Raw genomic sequence first — 19,096 nt, forward strand, 5'->3', positions numbered from 1 at the left:
CAAGTTGCGCCGCGACGGCAGGTATGGAGCTAACATCAAGATGAGAAATGGCTATGCTACAGACAAAACATAGCGAGGCCTGCCTGCCTTGGTATTTCAATTATCCAACTGCACCGCAGTTCTCCGCAGCGATCGGCGCGGAGGCCTATGGGGAATGGCTCGGCGGCCTATCGGCTAACGATCCCGTATCGCTCTATATCCATATTCCGTTCTGCCGGTCGATGTGCTGGTATTGCGGCTGCCCTACTACCATCACCCAGCGGGACCCGCCGAACCAAAATTACGTGGCGGCGCTGCGCGGCGAGATCCATTTGGTCTCAGAGCTAACGCCGCAGGCGCTGCCCGTGAGCGACGTGCACTTTGGCGGCGGAACGCCCACGCTCCTTGAGCCAACGGAATTCCTCGCCTTGACGGAGCTTCTACGCCGCCGCTTCGCGTTCAGGCAAAAGACCGCCATCGCCGTCGAGATCGATCCGCGCACGTTCACCGCGGAGATGGCCGAAGCCTTAAGTGCAGCCGGGGTGAACCGCGCGAGCCTCGGCGTGCAAAGTTTCGACCCCAGTGTTCAAAAAGCGATCAATCGTATCCAGAGTGTAGAGCAGACGGCGACTGCCGTCGAAAACCTGCGCCAGCAGGGAATAAACCGCATTAACATCGATCTCATCTACGGTCTTCCCAATCAGACGATGCAGTCCTGCGTCCAGACCGCCACGGTGGCGGTGGCGATGCGCCCGCAGCGGATTGCCGTGTTCGGATACGCTCACACGCCGTCTTCTAATAAACATCAGCGCCTCATCGAAAAGGCAGGACTACCGGACAGCGCTGCCCGCGCCGAACAAGCTGCGGCCGTCGCCGAGACGCTGGTTGCTGCCGGCTACCGAGAGATTGGGGTCGACCACTTCGCCTTGCCGGACGACGAGCTCGCATTGGCTCAGAAAACCGGTCGCCTGCGGCGCAACTCCCAAGGTTACTCTGCCGACACCTGCAAAACCCTGATCGCCTTTGGTGCGTCGGCTATCGGGCGTGTTGGAGAGGGTTACGTCGAGAACGCAGGCGCGCTGGAGGCCTATAGTCAGCATATCGCAGCTGGTCGCTTGGCAACGTCGAAGGGCTACCGTCTCATCGGCGAAGACCGCGTCCGAGGCGCAATCATCGAGCGACTGATGTGTGATCTCGAGGCCGACGTACCGGCAATCTGTGCCGCCCACGGATTTGATTGGACCCATTTTCTCGATTCAGCTGAGCGCTTGGCGATGCTGGCCGACGACGGGATAGTGGACGTCGAGAATGGCTTCATCCGCGTGCGGCATGGCCATCGCATTTTGCTTCGCTCTGTTGCTGCCGCGTTCGACGCTTATCTCGACCAATCGTAGTGAGCCACAGCGAGTCACCATGAGCGGAGGCCTGAGAAGGTCGACTGTTGCAATCCGCTGTGGATCGGAAGTCCTTTGTGTACCCGTTTTTGCAGCACCGTGATGTTCAGTGCCCTGTACGAGCAATGCCCGCGTTTCCGGATCACGAGGGGTATTTGCAGCGCTCGAACCGCCGCTTTGGTTCAGTGCGAACACGAGGAATGGTCGGCATGTTCACTTCTATAGGGGGAGATGGCCACCTTACTCTGCTCCGTGAACCCTGGGACGTCATCGCGCTTTCGGCAGGCGTTCAACGAATACGAATCCTAGGTGTTAAGGACATCCCATGGCATTCAATATTGCGATCTATCTGAATCGTATCGGCCTTGCTCGAGTGCCGACAACGGTCGACGGTCTTGTTGCCCTTCAGCAGGCTCAAATGCGCGCGATTCCCTTTGAAAACATCGATGTGCTGTTGGGTGATATACCCAATCTGACTGAGAATTCGATCTGGGCCAAACTGATCAATGCCCGGCGAGGGGGGTATTGCTTCGAATTGAACAAGTTGTTTGGCTTGGCGCTCGAAGCACTCGGTTTCACGATCCAGCCCATCCTTTGCAGAGTGCGTATGGGTGCTGCGGAGGGTGGGCCACGCACACACCAGGCATTCATCTTAACCATCGAGGGCGTCGACTGGCTCGCCGACGCTGGCTTCGGTGGTCCAGCACCGATTGCACCGCTACGGATCGATACAGAGGAACTGCAAACAGCTGGCCGTGACGTGTTTCGCCTGCGAGCTGACTCCGCCAGCGGAGAACTCGTCGTTGAACGCAAGAACGGGAATGAATGGTTCCCTCTTTATGGTTTCGATCGAGCCACCGCCTTGCCCTCAGATTTTGAGGGCGCCAACTTCATCTGCGCTCGCTGGGACCGTTCGCCGTTTCCATCCAGCCTCATGATGAGCGTGCTGACAGCCGAAGGGCCTGCGAACTTGTTCAACAAGGATTTCAGCTTGATTCGGAACCAAATTGAGGAAACAGAAACCCTCAAAACGAAGAGCGAACTGCAGCGAGTCTTGTCCGATGTTTTTCGGCTGCACCTTCCTCGGTCCACGATTGATTCGTTGTGGGAAAAGCTTGGGTCGCGTGGACGGGTATAGGAAAGAAGGCCGTCAAGCTTGCACTGCGGCGGTTTTCAGCAGTCGGATTTGCCCTTTTTGCAGGCACCGTGTGTGGCATCACTCGAAGCCCATACGTAAATGACCCTGCTCGCTTAAGACCGCTCACCAGCCGTCAGCGGTGGCAGCCAATCGGCAGCTCTAACCATGATCTCCGAATTGGAAAGGTGAGCGTCGGTTACGGTGTCGCCACAAGCGATCAAGCATACCAGTCGACCCAGCATCAGGCTGCGCTGCCGTGTCCACCGCGCGCTACTAGCGCTCACCAGATCGGCTGGATGAGAACCTTCCATGCCCGGTCGGAGACCTATCGCGCGGCGCAAGCATGCATCACCGATGCGCACACCCGGCATCCACATTCTCGATTTTGGGGCAATGGAACGACCGCGTCATCCGATGGGCAGTTCTTTCGCGCGAGCGACCGAGCGGCGAAGCGCGGCGACGTCAATCTGCACTATGGCAGCGAGCCGGGCTCGAAGTTCTATAGCCATCTGTCAGATCAGTACGGCTACTTCAGCATCCTGCCGATCAGCCCGACCGAAAGCGAGGCAGCCTATGTGCTCGATGGGCTGTTCGACCAGGACACGATCCTCGACATCCAGGAACACTTCACCGATACGGGCGGCGCGAGCGATCACGTCTTCGGGCTGTTTGCCCTGATCGGCAAACGCTTCGCGCCGCGACTACGCAACCTCAAGGACCGGAAGTTCCGCACGTTCTCCGAAGCGATGAGCGCTCCTTTTGGCGATGCAACCCGAGGTTAGGGATGAATTGCAAAAGGCTCAAGACTGTTCGGCTGGCCGTCGATTCCGGCCGACTGCTCGGCCGTTAATTTCACATAATTTCACATTCCAAATAAGACACAAAAGTCGGCCCAAAGCTTACGGCCGAAACGCGCGTAGGCAGTGGGTTTGCGCCGTAAATGGGGGTCCGGCTTCCGCGCCGATTCCACATCTTTTGCCCTCCGGTCCGTCCCCCCGCCCGTCTTGACTAAGTACGAACCTACAGCCTATCTCACGATCATCTTAGCACTCCCCAATAGCGAGTGCTAACCACCCTCCGGCAACGGAGAACCTTTCAACCTGCGCACCAGGGATAGTAAAAATGGCACAGTCGAATTTGCGGCCGCTTCATGACCGCGTGGTCGTTCGCCGAGTCGAATCCGAATCCAAGACCGCCGGCGGGATCATCATACCCGACACGGCAAAGGAAAAGCCGCAGGAAGGCGAGATCATCGCCGTCGGTTCCGGCGCCCGCGACGAAGCCGGCAAGCTCGTTCCGCTGGACGTCAAGGCCGGCGACCGCATCCTGTTCGGCAAGTGGTCGGGCACCGAAGTCAAGCTCAATGGCGAAGACCTTCTGATCATGAAGGAAGCCGACATCATGGGCATCATCGGCTAACACGCCGCTGCCTTTCATCCGTACCATCCAATCTGAATTTCGGGCGAAATGCCCAGGAGTACAAAATGGCTGCCAAAGACGTAAAATTCTCCCGTGACGCCCGCGAGCGCATGCTGCGCGGTGTCAACATCCTCGCCGACGCGGTGAAGGTGACGCTCGGTCCCAAGGGCCGCAACGTCGTCATCGACAAGTCGTTCGGCGCCCCGCGCATCACCAAGGACGGCGTCACCGTCGCCAAGGAAATCGAGCTTGAAGACAAGTTCGAAAACATGGGCGCGCAGATGGTCCGCGAAGTTGCTTCGAAGACCAACGACATCGCCGGCGACGGCACCACGACCGCGACCGTTCTGGCGCAGTCGATCGTCCAGGAAGGCCACAAGGCTGTTGCTGCCGGCATGAACCCGATGGACCTGAAGCGCGGCATCGACCTCGCGGTTAGCGACGTCGTCTCGACGCTGATCAAGAACGCCACGAAGATCAAGACCTCGGAAGAGGTTGCCCAGGTCGGCACAATCGCCGGCAATGGCGACGAGTCGGTCGGCAAGATGATCGCAGAAGCGATGCAGAAGGTCGGCAACGAAGGCGTCATCACGGTTGAGGAAGCCAAGACCGCCGAGACCGAACTCGAAGTCGTCGAAGGCATGCAGTTCGACCGCGGCTACCTCTCGCCCTACTTCGTCACCAACGCCGACAAGATGGTTGCCGATCTCGAGGACGCCTACATCCTGCTCCACGAGAAGAAGCTCTCCAACCTGCAGGCGATGCTGCCGGTTCTCGAAGCCGTCGTGCAGACCTCCAAGCCGCTGCTCATCATCTCGGAAGACGTCGAAGGCGAGGCCCTGGCCACGCTGGTCGTCAACAAGCTGCGTGGCGGCCTGAAGATCGCCGCCGTCAAGGCTCCGGGCTTCGGTGATCGCCGCAAGGCCATGCTGGAAGACATCGCCATCCTCACCGGTGGCCAGGTCATCTCGGAAGACCTCGGCATCAAGCTCGAGAACGTCGGCCTTGACATGCTCGGCCGCGCCAAGAAGGTGTCGATCTCCAAGGAGAACACCACCATCGTAGACGGTGCCGGCCAGAAGGAAGAGATCCAGGGCCGCGTCGCCCAGATCAAGCAGCAGATCGAGGAGACCACCTCGGACTACGACAAGGAGAAGCTGCAGGAGCGTCTCGCCAAGCTCGCGGGCGGCGTTGCGGTGATCCGCGTCGGCGGCGCGACGGAAGTCGAAGTCAAGGAAAAGAAGGACCGCGTTGATGACGCGCTGAACGCGACACGCGCAGCCGTCGAAGAAGGCATCGTTCCCGGCGGCGGCGTTGCCCTGCTGCGCGCTTCGCTCAGCATCAACGCTGTCGGCGCAAACTCCGACCAGACCGCTGGCATCAGCATCGTGCGTCGTGCGCTGCAGGCTCCGGCCCGCCAGATCGCGGCCAACGCCGGCGCGGAAGCCTCGATCGTTGCCGGCAAGATCCTTGAGAACAAGGGCGCGACCTTCGGTTTCAACGCCCAGACCGGCGAATATGGCGACATGATCGCCATGGGCATCGTCGATCCGGTCAAGGTCGTGCGCACGGCTCTCCAGGACGCGGCCTCGGTCGCCGGCCTGCTGGTCACCACCGAAGCCATGATCGCGGAGGCTCCGAAGAAGGAGTCGGCTGGCGGCGGCGGCATGCCTGGCGGCATGGGCGGCGGCGGCATGGGCGGCATGGGCGGCATGGATTTCTAATCTAGCCTCTATCAGCTTTCGGATACCGAGAGGGCGGCACCGACGCCGCCCCCTTTTTTTGGGACGGAGCCGGTCGGAAAAGGTTTGGGCTCGCGTGATATTGTCGTGCGCGCGCCTACACGGCCACACTACATCGTCGCAGTGGAGCTTTCGGGTGGCGTACTGAACAAACATGGCTTTGTGCGCGACTATCAAGACTTAGCAGCGCTTAAGCCACTACATCGATGGCACGTTCGACCATGGCGGTCGGTTTTCGATATGCCTGATATGAGCGGCCGTGGAAGCCGCTCAAAGAATGATACCGTAGTGCTGTTGCCAACGTCGGCGATTTCGATGATCGACTCCGCCTATGCCAGCTCTTCACGAGCTCTATCCGCGCTTGCCTGTTATGGAGCGAAAGCCTTAGCGCGACTCGTGATTGAGGCTGTCATTGCTATGGGCTAATCAGTCGGGAAGCTGCGCTTGCAATGACGGAGGGCCGGAACGATTTCGTCCGATCATCTGGCACAAGTTGTGCTTATTAGTACGTTGCGAAGCTAGTAACTTAACCATGAAGGGGGACGACGGTTTGACCGTGACACAGTCGCTGACGAGACGTCTCAAAAATCCCGAGCTATTTGACGATCTGGCCGGTGTGCCTGGTCGGAAGGCGGAGCAATCCACGAGGCGTTTTTCGGTGTTCAATCCCTCAACGGGCGAGCTGTTGGCTGAGCTTCCAGATATGGATGTCCGGGACGTTTCCAAGGCAATCGATAAGGCTGAAGCTGCGCAGGAACATTGGGCGGCGCTCACCGCGCGCGAGCGCTCCGACATCTTATGGGAATGGCACCAACTGATCCTCGACCACAGCGAGGATCTTGCAGCCATTTTGACGGCTGAAATGGGTAAGCCGCTTGCAGAGGCGAAGTCTGAAATCGCCCATGCCGCAGCCTACCTCCAATGGTATGCCGAGGAGGCCAATCGCATCTATGGCGAGACGATTTCGCCGCCTTCTAACGACAGGCGTATGCTGGTAATCAAACAGCCGATCGGTGTTGTCGGCGCCATTACCCCTTGGAATTTTCCCGCCTCGATGGTGGCTCGCAAGATTTCGCCTGCGCTTGCCGCCGGCTGCGCGATTGTTCTGAAACCCGCGGAGCAAACACCGCTTGTCGCGGGTGCTATGTTCACGCTTGCCCGGATGGCAGGTTTTCCCGATGGCGTTCTAAACTTGATCTACGCATCGGAAGGCGATGCGGTTGGGCGTGAACTTTGCTCGAACCCGAAGGTCCGCAAGATCAGCTTCACTGGGTCGACCGAGGTCGGGCGGCTACTCATGAGGGAGTGTTCGGATCAGATCAAAAGAACCAGCTTCGAACTTGGTGGTAACGCTCCTTTCATTGTTTTTGATGATGCAGACGTCGACGCTGCCGTCGATGGTGCGCTACAGGCAAAGTTTCGGAATGCAGGCCAGACCTGCGTTTCAGCCAATCGGCTTTACGTACAGTCCAGCGTGTATAATGAATTCTGCGACAAATTCACCAAGCGCGTCAGTGCATTGCGCGTCGGTGACGGTTTCGAGCCAGAAGTTGCGATCGGTCCCCTGATCGATAAGTGCGCGCTTGCAAAGATTGAAGATCATATTCGCGATGCTGTGCGGCAGGGTGGGAAGATCCGTTGCGGTGGCAACCGTATCGGCGAATCGGGAACCTTCTTCGAGCCCACGGTGATCACCGACGTCGAAAGGACAATGCGGGTCGCTCAGGAAGAAACCTTCGGACCGCTGGCTCCCATAATCCGCTTCAACGATCCCGACCAGGTGGTGCGCGAGGCGAATGACACGATTTACGGTCTTGCAGCCTACTTCTACGCTTCCAATCTAAAGCGCGTGTGGCGCGTGGCTGAAGCCCTCGAATACGGAATGGTCGGCATCAATACGGGACGCATGTCATCCGAGGCCGCACCCTTTGGCGGAATGAAGCAATCAGGGATCGGTCGTGAGGGGTCGCGCCACGGCCTCGAGGATTATCTCGAAATGAAGTACCTGTGCATGGGTGGGCTATAATCCCACAGCATCCGCGTCCCATTGACTTCGCCCTGACAATCCGCCGCGGCCATCGATGGAATGGTGGCCTTCGATCAAGGCCCAGCGTAAAACCTTGATGCTGTCATCCTTGCCTTCGGCCGCATTCATCCATCCCTGATTGACACGTGCTTGCCATGTACCGCTTCAATCCGCCGGGAGTGGTTTTTCCTGTCTCGGCCGCGACAGATCAGGGTGCTGGTGCGCAAAATCTCCGACCATCCGACAGCCGGCGAGCCTTCGATCACAGTTCTACCGTCTGGTCGAATGGCGGCATTTTCTGAAGCCTTATTGCAGCCCTAGCTTCCTCTTCAGTTCCGCGTTCTCTGTGCGCAGGCGTTCCGCGAGCAGGCTCTTCAATCGCTTGTTTTCTTTCTCGAGGGCGACCAGGTCCTTCAGATCGTCGCCATCGGATCTAGGCGCCGCGGCCTTCTTCCAGTGATAATAGGTCTGTTCCGATATACCCGCCTGCTTTACGGCGCTCTTGAGAGTGGTGCCGCCGCTGATCGACGTCTCGACCTGAGCGAGCATTTGGGCGCGCTCTTTTCCGGAGTAGACCTTCCGGGCGCTCCGCACGGCCGCTGCTGTTGCTTCCGCCGGGGACGCCGTATTGGCGCCATTCTTGCGACCAGGCTCAGTCTTGGCCTTCCGCGAAGGTGGGGTTTTCTTCTTCGTTTCAGGCGTCCTTCCTTTGGGAGCGTGTTCGGTTGCAGCTTCTACTGATTCAGCGTCTAGGGGATTTGCCATGAGATACTCCGCTCGCGGTTTGTGCGCGTGTTCAGCATCAAGGGCTATGACATTAGAGTCAATCAGCCGACGATTTGGCAGATCCATATCTTTGAGCTCCCTTGTTGTGTCGGCTATAGCCGCGGAGAGATCGACATCGCTCCAGATGGAATGGCCCCGTTTTTGATAATTGCGCTTTTGTTTGACCTCCACAGTGAACGGTCGGGTCTGCCGCCTCATAGTTTCTTCCTTGTTAGAACGAATTGCACAGGAGGTCGCGGCTGACGATGACTGAACAACTGGCGCTTCCTCTGTTGCGCCGAGCTATATGGATGAGATAGTCCGAGAGCAAGCGGCACTTGCGGTGTGCATTGACAAATGCTCGGGCCACGTCGCTGGCTGACCGCAGCTTTGTTTCATATCGATGCGTTTGCAGAGCTGGAACAGCGGCTCGCGCGTCGCAACGCCATCGAGCACGTTTTGAAGGGGTGGATCTGAAGGCATCCGGTTTCTGCTGGGCGCACGCCAGCGGCTCGCGGAATATTGTCCGCGATGGCTCGATCAGGTGGTTGCGAGCTTGTCAGCCAATCTAAAGCGGGGGTAGGGGGTACATGGAACGACACATCACGACACAGTCGGCTAGTCGGAGCGTCTGATCGACGTGGCCGGCAAGGCGGGTCATGCTGTCGTGACGCAAGTGGGCGTCGACGGGTCAGGTTTTCATTTAGCGTTTCAATTGAATTCGGAAATGAAAGTCCCCCTAGCTTTCCAGTTGGATAGGCCTCGCCGGAAGTCATGATCGTCTCGTCCCAGTGAAGGGCGCAATCATTCGTGATTGCGACCTTCACTAGCCAGCTCCGGCCAATCATTGCGGGAGGATATGCAATACAGGTCGAGGCGTTGTCGGCGTTTCGGCGGGTAAGACGGGATAGGCGACCTCCGGTACTTTTCCGGTCAGCGAATTAAGGAAGGCAACGAGCAGGTCGACTTCTTTTTCCGTCAATTCTTGGCCGAGCTGGGTGATCCCCATAATGGCGACGGCCTGTTTCAGATCCCAAACCTTGCCCGAATGAAAGTATGGCGCGGTGAGTGCTACGTTGCGCAACGGCGCCACGCGGAAAACATAGGAATCGTCGGCTTCATGGGTCACGGCAAATCGGCCTTTGTCGTTTTCCGGCAGGACATCGGTGTTGGGCTTTTCAACGAGGCCGAATGGGGAATAGCCCTCCCCACCCACGTTGATACCGCCGTGGCAGGACGAGCAGCCTTTGTCCATGAAAAGCGTCAGGCCCTGTTTCTGCTCGGAAGTCATAGCGGCGTCATCGCCGTTGAGGAAGGCATCGAAGGGCGCCGGTGTGACCAGTGTCGCCTCAAAGGCTTCGATTGCCTTGGCGACGTTTTCGAAGGTGACGCGATCGGCTTCGCCCGGGAAAGCTGAATTGAACCACTCGACATATTGCGGCATCGACTTGAGCGTGGCGATGAGTTGACCTGGTGTGTTGGCCATTTCGACAACGGCTTGGATCGGTGCCTTGGCCTGAACCTTCAGGTCTTCAGCACGACCATCCCAGAACTGCGCTATGTTGAAGACAGCGTTCAGTACCGTCGGCGCGTTGCGCGGTCCCTTCTGCCAACCATGGCCGATCGAGCTTTCTTGATTGTCGTCGCCCCCGGTGGCCAAGTTGTGGCACGAATTGCACGACAAGACGCCTGACGCCGAGACGCGTGGATCGAAGAACATTGCCTTGCCTAGGGCTATCTTCTCCGGTGTGATCGGGTTGTTGGCGACTGTCGGCGTGATGGATGGTAGAGGCTTGAAGGTGGCCCGTGCTGTTTCTCTGAGGTATACGGGGATCGTTTGCGCAGCAAAAGCGATGGCCGGCAACGCGACAGCCACCGTAGTGAATAGGATTTTCACAAGTGATCTCCCTGCGTTTTGCACGGAAGCCATTGTTGATATGCGGTTCGTGAACGCCTTGCGCTAAAGGCGGCAATCCTCTTTGAATAAAATCGATTCTGACGCGGACCTGACATATTGTCTTCCTTCGTTGCATTGCGCGATATCACCCACGATGAACGCCAGTCGGTATCTCCTGTCGCCTCTCGAGAAGCATCAAAAGTCGTGCCAACTGAGCAGAAGGAACCTCCGGGGATTTTCTGGTCATCATTCAATAGGTTGAAGGAATTCGCAGCAAAGCGCAGCCCTACTCCGGTGTCGCGGATCTGACAGCCAACAGTCGGGCTGAAACAGAGAGATGTTGGTCCCTCAGCGTCTTGTCCGATGGGCACCCGGCCTCCTGCATGGGCGGGAGGGGACCACACGGTATTAAAGCTCAAGATGAACGCCGCCGGCAAGCATCGCTAGACAGTCCCCGCAGATACTTTGACGCTGGTCCGCGAGCTGGTGCGCCTAGTGCCCGACCGCCAGATCGCGGCTCCTCAATCGCGCCGCAAGCCGACGGCGCGTTAAAGCGGCCGCGCAATCATCGATGTGAGCGTGATGACGGCGCTGCGCACTGTGTCGTCGAATTGTGGCCACTGGAGCAATCCTCGTAAAGCGAGCCAAGGTTCTTGATCTAAACGGCGGCGGCCGCCATATTAACGTAGCGCCTCTCACACGTTCGAGAGTGATCGCATTTTTGGATGCCGCCGGCTCGGGCCGTTTCGGCATCCTATTTCAACATCGGCCGCCGCTTGTTTCGAGTCATCGAATGGCCGTTCTCTGCATTTGGAGGCAAAATGACCGCAACGCCTTTCGCGCTGCCCGAGGCAGTGCTTACCGCAATCTCAAACGGAAAACCCGTAATTCAGGCATATCGGGAACATCTTGGCTATTCGACCGAGGACATTGCCGTGACCAGCGGTCTGACAGTCGAGGAGGTCGGGCTGATCGAATCTGGCCATTGTTTCGACAAGGGCTATCGCGATCGGATCGCTCGGGCGCTTGGCTTGGCTGAGAGTATCTTCGATGAAATCTCGGGTATCCCGAACGCTGCCTGACGTCGGCCTCTGAAGATTACCCGCCGCCTGCCAGGTCGGATCAAAATCCCAAGGGTATATCAATACCCTTACGGCGGCGGGGCGGTGGCAGAATTCTTATTTCTACGGAATCCATTCGCTCTGCGGAAGATCGGCCTCATGCTGGGCGACACGGATGTAACTTTGGCCCGCACGAGAGGCCAGATCTGTGGATAGAGAGAACCGGCTAGCCGGTTGATGGTACGAGGGCATGTGGACAAAATATCCCTACCCGATGGTGGCGCCGAACTACGGCACAACGATCAGCGCTTGCGAAGTCGAGCGCTTAGACGAAAGATTTCGGCGAAACCACCCGAGGCCATCAGGAAGGTTCGTCACGATGAAAGCGATCCCTTGCCCGTTCTGCACAAGCTGCGAGGTTAGGCCATATGAGACGGACGAGGCGCGCGTTGTGATGAAATGCGAGGACTGCGGTGCATCGGGGCCGGTCTGCATCGACGAAGTCAACGCCGTCGAAAGCTGGAATTACCGTCCATCTGCCGAGCCCGAATAGGATTGTCCATGTGGCATGGCGATAGCGATGCGCCTACGCCTAATGGCCCCGGTCCGTCACCGGCGCGCAGGAGCGTATTATCTTCGTCAGCCGGTGCCGCGTTTCTCTTGCGAGCCCCCGCCAGTCAGGCCCGGCGCATGCTGGCCTACCCCGTCAGAGTGCCAGGCCGCTCATGTCGCGCCTGCCGTACATGGCAACGAACCTTATCGCGCATCTGATCGACTGATATTGCCGATCACCTTCCGCAACTCGAGCGGCTGTAGCAGCGCATGCCGTTACATCGGATGCGCAAGTGTCGTCTGACAATCTCGCCGGAAAACTGCCGTCTCAACAATTCGGCCAGCCTGTCGTTGCGACATCGCTCACTAGCCATACTCATAAAACCTGTTCTGGTTTGCCTCGCCTTGCCTAGCCGCCGGTCGCCTGACAGCCCACATGCCGACGCAGGTTCGGTCTGCCAGCCACCGTAGGGCATGTGACGTTGGACTGTCACGTTCGACCGTATACGTCCTCAAGCCGCACGATGTCATCTTCGCCGAGATACTCGCCGCTTTGGACCTCGATCATCACCAGTCCGATATTGCCGGGGTTTTCGAGCCGGTGTTTGTGGCCGCAAGGGATATAGGTGGATTGATTAGTGGTCAGGAGTAGCTCCTGGTCGCCGTTGACTATTTTCGCAGTGCCGCTGACCACGACCCAGTGCTCGGAGCGGTGATGGTGCATCTGCAGGCTCAAGCGTCCGCCCGGCTTCACCTCGATGCGCTTGATCTTGAAGCGCTCGCTTTCCTCCAGAACCGTGTAGGTGCCCCAGGGCCGGTGCACGGTACTGTGAAGCAAGTGCGCTTCATGTCCCGCAGCCTTGAGTCCCTCGAAGAGTTTCTTGACGTCCTGGACGCGATCGCGGGATGCAACCAGCAATGCATCGGGGGAATCCACGATCACCAGGTCGCTGATGCCGACGGTGCCGATGACGCGTTTGTCCGAGCTTATGTAACTGCCCACGGTGTCGACCACATGGACATCGCCGCGAATCCTGTTGCCGCTCCCGTCAGCGGCGACCAGTTCGGCCATTGCGTTCCAAGATCCAATGTCGTTCCACCCCATTTCGCAGGGAACGACAGCCAGATTGTGGGTTTTTTCCATCACCGCATGGTCGAGTGAAATATGCGGCGCCATGGCGAAGTGCTCAGATGAGAGTTCGACGCTGGCAACATGTTCGCCGTGGCTGACGCGAGCGTTATCATAGCTATCGAGAACGGCATCGATCACCTGCGGGCAATGCGCAGCCATTTCGTCGAGCATGACCTGCGCCTTGAAGCAGAAGATGCCGGCGTTCCAGAAGAAACGTTTGGACGCGACATAAGATTTGGCAGTCTCGGCGTTCGGTTTCTCGACGAACCGAACAACTTTCTCACCGTCGGCCTCGATGTAGCCGAATGCGGTGTCTGGCCTATCCGGGGTTATGCCCAAGGTTGCGATACGCCCCTGCTGCGCCTGTTCGATTGCCCGGTTCATGGCGGTTTGAAATGCGGGCAGATCACCAATCATATGGTCGGCGGGAAAAACACACAGAACAGCATCGGGACCCTGTGTTGCCTTGGCATGGACGGTTGCCGCAGCGACGGCGGCGGCGGTATCCCGACCCTCAGGCTCAAGCAGAAAGGTGCGTGGCAAAACAACGGAATCCAGCTCGTCGAAAACGTCTTTCGTAAGGAAGAGGTGCCCCGTGGACGTCACGGTAACAAGCTCCACGACATGCTGCATCGAAGCGGCGCGCAACACGGTGTGCTGGATGAGCGAAAGTCCATCCGCCACCTTGAGAAAAGGTTTGGGGTGCGATTGCCTTGAGGCGGGCCAGAGCCGCGAACCAGCTCCACCGCTGATGATGACCGGAACCACTTTCATCAAAGGTCCTCTATCTCGTCTGTAAGCGCGAACGCATGTGCCCCTTGCAGCGTCGAGGCGACGATCGCCATGGCCCTGCTCTCGGTCGAAGCTTCCGAGTAGCAGCGCAGTTCCGGGGCATTGCCGGAAGGCCGCAGATGTATGATCTCACCTGAAAGCATCCGCGCCCTGAGGCCATCGGTTTCGTCAATTTCGGCGACGGTCCCGAACGAGGCAAGAAAGTGCTGCAGTGCGTTCCGGCTTGCGAGATGATCCATCAATCTGCGCGAACTTTCCGCGGGGAAGTTCTGAAGCCGGTCACTGGCGCACACAGGAAGATTCCAAAGCCCGCGCAGTCGCGACAGCTTCTTTTTTGTCGACGCCATGGTACTGAGCACGGCCAAAATCGGGAGGAATGAGTCCCGCGTCGGCAGTGCAGTCAATGTCTTCCCATTCACGACACAATCCGAGCCCAGCAGAACACCACCATTGGCCTCAAAGCCGACGATGACGCCGCCGGCGCCGTGTAATGCTTCCATTGCTTCAATGACAAATGGAGACCCGACTTTCGTCCTCTGGACCGCGAAACCCAAGGCCTTCGAAATTCCCGAATTGGAGGTCACTGGCGTCACGATCGTGTCTGCCTTCAGGAAAAGAGCCGTTGCAAGCCCAACCAGGTCGCCGCGAAGAAGATCGCCATTTTCATCAGCGATGAGTGGCCGATCAGCGTCCGCATCGGTCGACACGATGGCATCGAGACCGAATTCGCGGACCCACTTCTTCAATTTTGCGATTGTTGCTGCGTCCACGGCTTCGGTATCGACAGGTACGAAGGTCCCGGTTTTCCCGACGGCGACCACGCTGGCACCGAGCGATCGAAGAACCTGTACCAACAGTTCCGCCGCGACCGAACTGTGCTGATAGACACCAAGTCTCATGCCGGAAAGTGAGCCCGGCTCCAGCATGTCATGGGCGCGCTCTCGATAAGAGGCGATCGCTTCTTCACGGTGCATAGGCCACGTCGTTCCCAGACAAGCCGTTGGTAAGCAATACGCAATTGATCTTTCGGCTACAAAGCGCGTAATCGCGGCCTCATCCGCCTTGCTGATTTCACCATTCGGGCCATAGAATTTGATGCCATTGCGATCGGCTGGAATGTGCGACCCGGTGACCATAAGAGCCGCCGCGCCGTGTTTGCATGCATATAGTGCCAGGGCAGGCGTGGGTATGGTGCCGCAATCGATCGGCTGGAAACCATTTGCGGCCAACGCCGCCATGCAATTGTTGGCTATCGCCTGACTGCTGTCACGTAGGTCGCGGCCTATGAAGACTGAACTATTCGGCTGAACCCGGCTGGAAATCAAACGCCAAGCGAAAGCTTCGGTATAAAGTCCGCTGGCCTTGCCGACCAATTCCGAAGCCAAACCTCGAACGCCGCTTGACCCGAATTTCATGATTTCGCTTTGCTAGTGGACAGGCAGGGTGGGGTAATGTTGCAATGGGCTAGTACTTTCTACTGCAAGCGCCATCGTTCTCAGGCACCTGCTGTTCAGGTATGCGGTCTCTACAACACGGTGTGGCGTAAGGACCCCTCAGAGTTCCGCCGAACAGCAGGGCATCCACTGGCACAGGGGCATCCACAGTTCTCCTTCTAGTGGAATCTTTTGGCGGGCTCATCTAATGATCAAGGAAGTGGAGTGATCGATCGGTGCCTGCCGGTATTTCGCTATGCAGCATCATGACAGGTCCGTAAACTTGGTTGTTTGGATGGAACGCATCCATGGCATGGATAGGGCTAGAAAGCCGTCTCGATCAGCGCAATGGAACCCTGTGATTCTTGGGTAATGGATTAAGGTCAGCCAGAGCGCTCGCCGACCATGGCGTCGCCTAGGGCGCTGGACCCAAGCAGGAACCGATGCTTGGATCAGTTGGGGCGACGATCAGCGCCGACAATGTCTTGCCTTGCGACGCCCTTCAGAAAGTTGTTTCTGGAATTGCGTTCGATCAAGGCCCAGCGCAAAACCTTGATGCAGTCGTCGCCGCCGCAATCTTCGCCTTCGGCTTTGTCTACATCCATCCGTTCGAGGACGGAAACGGCCGCATTCACCGCTACCTGATCCACCACGTCCTTGCCATGCACAGCTTCAATCGCCGGGAGTGGTGTTTCCCGTCTCGGCCGCGATCCTGGACCAGATCGACGAGTACAGGCGCGTGCTGGAGAGCAATTCGAAGCGCCTTCTGCCATTGGTCGAATGGGAACCGACGCCGCAATTCAACGTCCGGGTGCTGAATGACACCGGGGATTTCTACCGATACTTCGATGCAACCCCGCACGCCGAATTTCTTTATGCCTGCCTTCGGCGGACGATCGAACGGTACCTTCCTTACGAACCAGCTTTTCTGCAGCGCTACGATCAATTCCGGCAACTGGTGAATGCCTTTATCGACACGCCCAAGCGGCTGATCGATCTGCTCTTCCGTTTCCTTAACCAGAATGGTGGCCCTATCGAGCCGCGCCCTCGGAAAGGAATTCCCGGCTCTGACCAATGACGAAGCGCGGGCGGCTCGAGGCGATCTATGCGCAGACCAGAAAACGGCAAAGCACGCGGCAGAAGCCTTTCCCTGGGACTGCCGGTCGACCCTTGCGTTAGCGCCGAAACTCGGGACGTCAAGTTCTGGGGCAAACCGGACAAGCCGAAGGTGTGTCGGGAATGCTGCTGCGCCACGGCAGTGATTTCTGCATCATCTATACGCCTATATACGCAGTGCCGGCGTCAGCACCCCAGCGGTCGAAGATACGCGACAAGTCGCGTGCAAGTCATCTTGGGGACGCTGACAACAAGGTACGTGCGCTCAATCGCGTCCACCCCATTCACAAAACCGGCTCCGTGGAGTAGTGGGAACGCAGAGAAATCTCCGGTCGCAGCCTTACCCGGTCAAAACAAGGATTCAAACCATGAAAGCCCTCGTCATCTGCTCCGGCGGATTGGACTCTGTTTCGCTCGCTCACAAGGTGGCGACCGAGCAGAAACTCATTGGCCTGCTTTCGTTCGATTACGGCCAGAGGCACAAAAAGGAACTCGGCTTTGCCGCTATCTGCGCCAAGCGGCTGGCTGTTCCGCACCAGATCGTCGATATCCGCGATGTTGGCCGGAACCTGAGCGGCTCGGCGCTGACTGATAATGTGGACGTGCCCGACGGGCACTATGCCGAAGACTCCATGAGGATCACGGTGGTGCCGAATAGGAACGCCATCATGCTGGCCATCGCCTTCGGGGTTGCCGCCGCGCAGAAGGCCGATGCGGTGGCCACTGCCGTCCACGGCGGAGATCATTTCATCTATCCCGATTGCCGGCCCGCTTTTATCGACGCCTTTCAGACGATGCAGAACCATGCCCTCGCAGGCTACGCCGATATCCGCCTGTACGCTCCGTATGTGAATATGTCGAAGGCCGACATCGTCAGCGAGGGGGCAAAGTACGCCACACCGTTCGAGGCGACGTGGTCCTGCTACAAGGGCGGTGCACTTCATTGCGGTCGCTGCGGGACATGCGTCGAACGGCGCGAAGCATTCGATCTGGCCGGCATCACCGACCCGACAGATTATGAGGACGCAGACTTCTGGCTCCACGCTATCCAGACAAGGAGCGCGTGATGTTCCGCATTACCAAAGAGTTCCACTTCTCGGCCTCGCATCAGCTCACCTCCTTGCCACCAGATCATCAGTGCGCACGTCTGCACGGCCACAACTACATCGTCGTAGTGGAGCTTTCAGGTGGCGAACTGGACGAACACGGCTTTGTGCGCGACTACCAAGATCTGGCGGCGTTCAAGCACTACATCGATGGGACGTTCGACCATCGGCATCTTAACGACGTGCTGGGGCATGACCATGCCACAGCGGAATGTCTGGCCAGGCACTTCTACGACTGGTGCAAGGTGCGGCTACCCGAAACCTCCGCCGTGCGGGTGAGCGAGACGCCGAAAACCTGGGCGGAATACCGACCATGACTTGCGCGTTGCATCCCGGAATCCGGGTGAGCGAGATTTTTGGGCCGACCATTCAGGGCGAAGGCGTGCTGATCGGCTTGCCGACGGTGTTCGTAAGAACCGGCGGGTGCGATTATCGCTGTTCCTGGTGCGACAGCCTGCATGCGGTGGACCGTCGCTTCCGCCATGATTGGGAGATGATGTCTTCCGACGCGGTTTGGCAAAAGGTCATTGCACTTTCCGGCGGTCAGCCCGTGATGGTATCGCTGTCGGGCGGCAATCCGGCCATCCAGCCGCTTGGCCAGTTGATCGACCGCGGGCATGGTGAGGGCTACCGTTTTGCATTGGAAACCCAAGGTTCGGTGTCTAAGCAATGGTTCGCGGATCTCGACGTGCTGGTACTCAGCCCCAAGCCGCCCTCAAGTGAAATGACGACAGATTGGGCCGCGTTCGACGCCTGCTTAGAGGCGGCGCAGGATAAGCCGCAGACGGCGCTCAAGCTCGTCGTCTTCGACGAAGATGACTATGCCTATGCCAAAGACGCCGCGGCGCGCTACCCGCAATTACCCGTCTATCTGCAGCCCGGCAATCACACGCCGCCGCGTCCCGGCAACGAAGACGCGTTCATCGACATGGCCGGTGTGATGAGGCGCATGGAATGGCTGGTTGAAAAAGTGACCCGTGACATGTGGTTCGAGGCGCGTGTACTGCCGCAGCTTCATGTTCTGCTCTGGGGAAACAAACGGGGCGTCTAGCCGAAGGGGAAGGATTGCCGACGATGAGCAAGACAGACCTCTATAGCAATCTCACCCAACTGGGCGGCAGCAGCGTCGTTCCGGAAAGCCCCGAAAACACCGTGCTGGAAAAGGCACCGAAATCCGCATGAGGGCTCGCCTTATTGGGGGCGCTTCACCGCTCCTCTGGAGCGTGACTTGCTCTCGATACTACCATGCTTTTCCGCTGGGTTTGTTTGGTCGCCGATCACCGCTGCGGGACGAATGCGCTTGACAAAATAGCGAAGGGCCGTTCAATTCGATGCATTCACCAGGGGAGTCCCGGCAAGGGGCTGAGATACTGCTGGCTTTCGCGGTGCAGTGACCCGTTGAACCTGATCCAGTTCATACTGGCGTAGGGACGGTGCAAGCGCTTTGCGGGAGTTTACGCCCGAGGTCCTGTTTCGGCAGGTCGGCAGAAGCGTCTTTTCATCCTTCCGGCACAGAACTGGGTCTCCAATGCATGAGCAAAGGA

The 19,096-nt window shown here is 58.2% G+C and carries 16 protein-coding genes, 1 pseudogene and 1 riboswitch; of the genes and pseudogenes, 12 read left to right on the forward strand and 5 right to left on the reverse strand.

Going from position 1 to position 19,096, the window contains the following annotated elements:
- Positions 1–53: 53 nt before the first annotated feature.
- From hemN to JG743_RS31970, 6 genes and pseudogenes are all read left to right on the forward strand, one after another.
- A complete protein-coding gene (hemN, locus tag JG743_RS31940) occupies positions 54–1,373 on the forward strand; it encodes an oxygen-independent coproporphyrinogen III oxidase (RefSeq protein ID WP_010913532.1) in 1,320 nt (439 codons plus the stop codon).
- Between the two features lie 325 nt (positions 1,374–1,698).
- Complete coding sequence (locus JG743_RS31945) at positions 1,699–2,511, forward strand: arylamine N-acetyltransferase family protein (protein ID WP_010913531.1); 813 nt, start codon at positions 1,699–1,701, stop codon at positions 2,509–2,511.
- A gap of 266 nt (positions 2,512–2,777) precedes the next feature.
- Positions 2,778–3,269: pseudogene (locus tag JG743_RS31950) on the forward strand (Tn3 family transposase); the annotation flags it as partial.
- Positions 3,270–3,633: 364 nt separating this feature from the next.
- A complete protein-coding gene (gene groES, locus JG743_RS31955) occupies positions 3,634–3,930 on the forward strand; it encodes a co-chaperone GroES (protein WP_010913529.1) in 297 nt (98 codons plus the stop codon).
- Between the two features lie 65 nt (positions 3,931–3,995).
- Positions 3,996–5,654: a chaperonin GroEL gene (groL, locus tag JG743_RS31960; protein ID WP_202296384.1), complete on the forward strand. Its 1,659-nt coding sequence runs from the start codon at positions 3,996–3,998 to the stop codon at positions 5,652–5,654.
- 550 nt (positions 5,655–6,204) lie between these two features.
- Positions 6,205–7,698 (forward strand): NAD-dependent succinate-semialdehyde dehydrogenase, encoded by a 1,494-nt coding sequence (locus JG743_RS31970; protein WP_010913527.1) that lies wholly within the window; start codon positions 6,205–6,207, stop codon positions 7,696–7,698.
- Positions 7,699–8,004: 306 nt separating this feature from the next.
- Here JG743_RS31970 and JG743_RS31975 read toward each other — a convergent pair whose 3' ends face one another.
- Complete coding sequence (locus tag JG743_RS31975; RefSeq protein WP_244673017.1) at positions 8,005–8,682, reverse strand: transposase; 678 nt, start codon at positions 8,680–8,682, stop codon at positions 8,005–8,007.
- A gap of 625 nt (positions 8,683–9,307) precedes the next feature.
- Positions 9,308–10,393, reverse strand: a complete 1,086-nt coding sequence (locus JG743_RS31980; RefSeq protein WP_202296386.1) for a cytochrome-c peroxidase — start codon at positions 10,391–10,393, stop codon at positions 9,308–9,310.
- Positions 10,394–11,181: 788 nt separating this feature from the next.
- Here JG743_RS31980 and JG743_RS31985 point away from each other — a divergent pair.
- The gene (locus JG743_RS31985; RefSeq protein WP_006333988.1) at positions 11,182–11,442 is read left to right on the forward strand and encodes a transcriptional regulator; all 261 of its coding nucleotides are present in this window, start codon (positions 11,182–11,184) and stop codon (positions 11,440–11,442) included.
- 1,021 nt (positions 11,443–12,463) lie between these two features.
- On the opposite strand, the gene JG743_RS31995 is transcribed toward JG743_RS31985, so the two are convergent.
- From JG743_RS31995 to JG743_RS34480, 3 genes are all read right to left on the reverse strand, one after another.
- Entirely contained in the window at positions 12,464–13,879 is a 1,416-nt protein-coding gene (locus JG743_RS31995) for a mannose-1-phosphate guanylyltransferase/mannose-6-phosphate isomerase (RefSeq protein ID WP_202296390.1), read from the reverse strand.
- Complete coding sequence (locus JG743_RS32000) at positions 13,879–15,312, reverse strand: phosphomannomutase (RefSeq protein WP_202296399.1); 1,434 nt, start codon at positions 15,310–15,312, stop codon at positions 13,879–13,881. The genes JG743_RS31995 and JG743_RS32000 overlap by 1 nt, the downstream gene beginning before the upstream one ends.
- 470 nt (positions 15,313–15,782) lie before the next feature.
- A complete protein-coding gene (locus JG743_RS34480; RefSeq protein ID WP_244673249.1) occupies positions 15,783–15,998 on the reverse strand; it encodes a hypothetical protein in 216 nt (71 codons plus the stop codon).
- Between JG743_RS34480 and JG743_RS34485 the strand changes: the two genes are divergently transcribed.
- The 5 genes from JG743_RS34485 to queE all read left to right on the forward strand — a co-directional run bounded on the left by JG743_RS34485 (position 15,906) and on the right by queE (position 18,603).
- The gene (locus JG743_RS34485) at positions 15,906–16,148 is read left to right on the forward strand and encodes a Fic family protein (protein ID WP_244673241.1); all 243 of its coding nucleotides are present in this window, start codon (positions 15,906–15,908) and stop codon (positions 16,146–16,148) included. The genes JG743_RS34480 and JG743_RS34485 overlap by 93 nt on opposite strands.
- Entirely contained in the window at positions 16,142–16,408 is a 267-nt protein-coding gene (locus tag JG743_RS34490; protein WP_244673018.1) for a hypothetical protein, read from the forward strand. Before JG743_RS34485 ends, JG743_RS34490 begins: the two co-directional genes overlap by 7 nt.
- Before the next feature lie 406 nt (positions 16,409–16,814).
- Positions 16,815–17,513: a 7-cyano-7-deazaguanine synthase QueC gene (gene queC, locus JG743_RS32010; RefSeq protein ID WP_202296409.1), complete on the forward strand. Its 699-nt coding sequence runs from the start codon at positions 16,815–16,817 to the stop codon at positions 17,511–17,513.
- Positions 17,513–17,869, forward strand: coding sequence for a 6-carboxytetrahydropterin synthase QueD (gene queD / locus JG743_RS32015; RefSeq protein WP_044548957.1), 357 nt, complete (start codon positions 17,513–17,515; stop codon positions 17,867–17,869). The genes queC and queD overlap by 1 nt, the downstream gene beginning before the upstream one ends.
- Positions 17,866–18,603, forward strand: a complete 738-nt coding sequence (gene queE, locus JG743_RS32020) for a 7-carboxy-7-deazaguanine synthase QueE (protein ID WP_202296411.1) — start codon at positions 17,866–17,868, stop codon at positions 18,601–18,603. Before queD ends, queE begins: the two co-directional genes overlap by 4 nt.
- A gap of 281 nt (positions 18,604–18,884) precedes the next feature.
- A riboswitch (TPP riboswitch) is annotated at positions 18,885–19,001 on the forward strand.
- Positions 19,002–19,096: the final 95 nt, after the last annotated feature.

Source organism: Mesorhizobium sp. 131-2-1, from assembly GCF_016756535.1.
Taxonomy (GTDB): Bacteria; Pseudomonadota; Alphaproteobacteria; order Rhizobiales; family Rhizobiaceae; genus Mesorhizobium.

Coding starts and splice junctions, on each gene's coding strand:
- JG743_RS31975 (WP_244673017.1), bottom strand. CDS start 8,682: ATGAGGCGGCAGACCCGACCGTTCACTGTGGAGGTCAAACAAAAGCGC.
- JG743_RS31995 (WP_202296390.1), bottom strand. CDS start 13,879: ATGAAAGTGGTTCCGGTCATCATCAGCGGTGGAGCTGGTTCGCGGCTC.
- groL (WP_202296384.1), top strand. CDS start 3,996: ATGGCTGCCAAAGACGTAAAATTCTCCCGTGACGCCCGCGAGCGCATG.
- JG743_RS31945 (WP_010913531.1), top strand. CDS start 1,699: ATGGCATTCAATATTGCGATCTATCTGAATCGTATCGGCCTTGCTCGA.
- JG743_RS31985 (WP_006333988.1), top strand. CDS start 11,182: ATGACCGCAACGCCTTTCGCGCTGCCCGAGGCAGTGCTTACCGCAATC.
- groES (WP_010913529.1), top strand. CDS start 3,634: ATGGCACAGTCGAATTTGCGGCCGCTTCATGACCGCGTGGTCGTTCGC.
- queD (WP_044548957.1), top strand. CDS start 17,513: ATGTTCCGCATTACCAAAGAGTTCCACTTCTCGGCCTCGCATCAGCTC.
- queC (WP_202296409.1), top strand. CDS start 16,815: ATGAAAGCCCTCGTCATCTGCTCCGGCGGATTGGACTCTGTTTCGCTC.
- JG743_RS31970 (WP_010913527.1), top strand. CDS start 6,205: ATGAAGGGGGACGACGGTTTGACCGTGACACAGTCGCTGACGAGACGT.
- JG743_RS32000 (WP_202296399.1), bottom strand. CDS start 15,312: ATGAAATTCGGGTCAAGCGGCGTTCGAGGTTTGGCTTCGGAATTGGTC.
- hemN (WP_010913532.1), top strand. CDS start 54: ATGCTACAGACAAAACATAGCGAGGCCTGCCTGCCTTGGTATTTCAAT.
- JG743_RS31980 (WP_202296386.1), bottom strand. CDS start 10,393: ATGGCTTCCGTGCAAAACGCAGGGAGATCACTTGTGAAAATCCTATTC.
- queE (WP_202296411.1), top strand. CDS start 17,866: ATGACTTGCGCGTTGCATCCCGGAATCCGGGTGAGCGAGATTTTTGGG.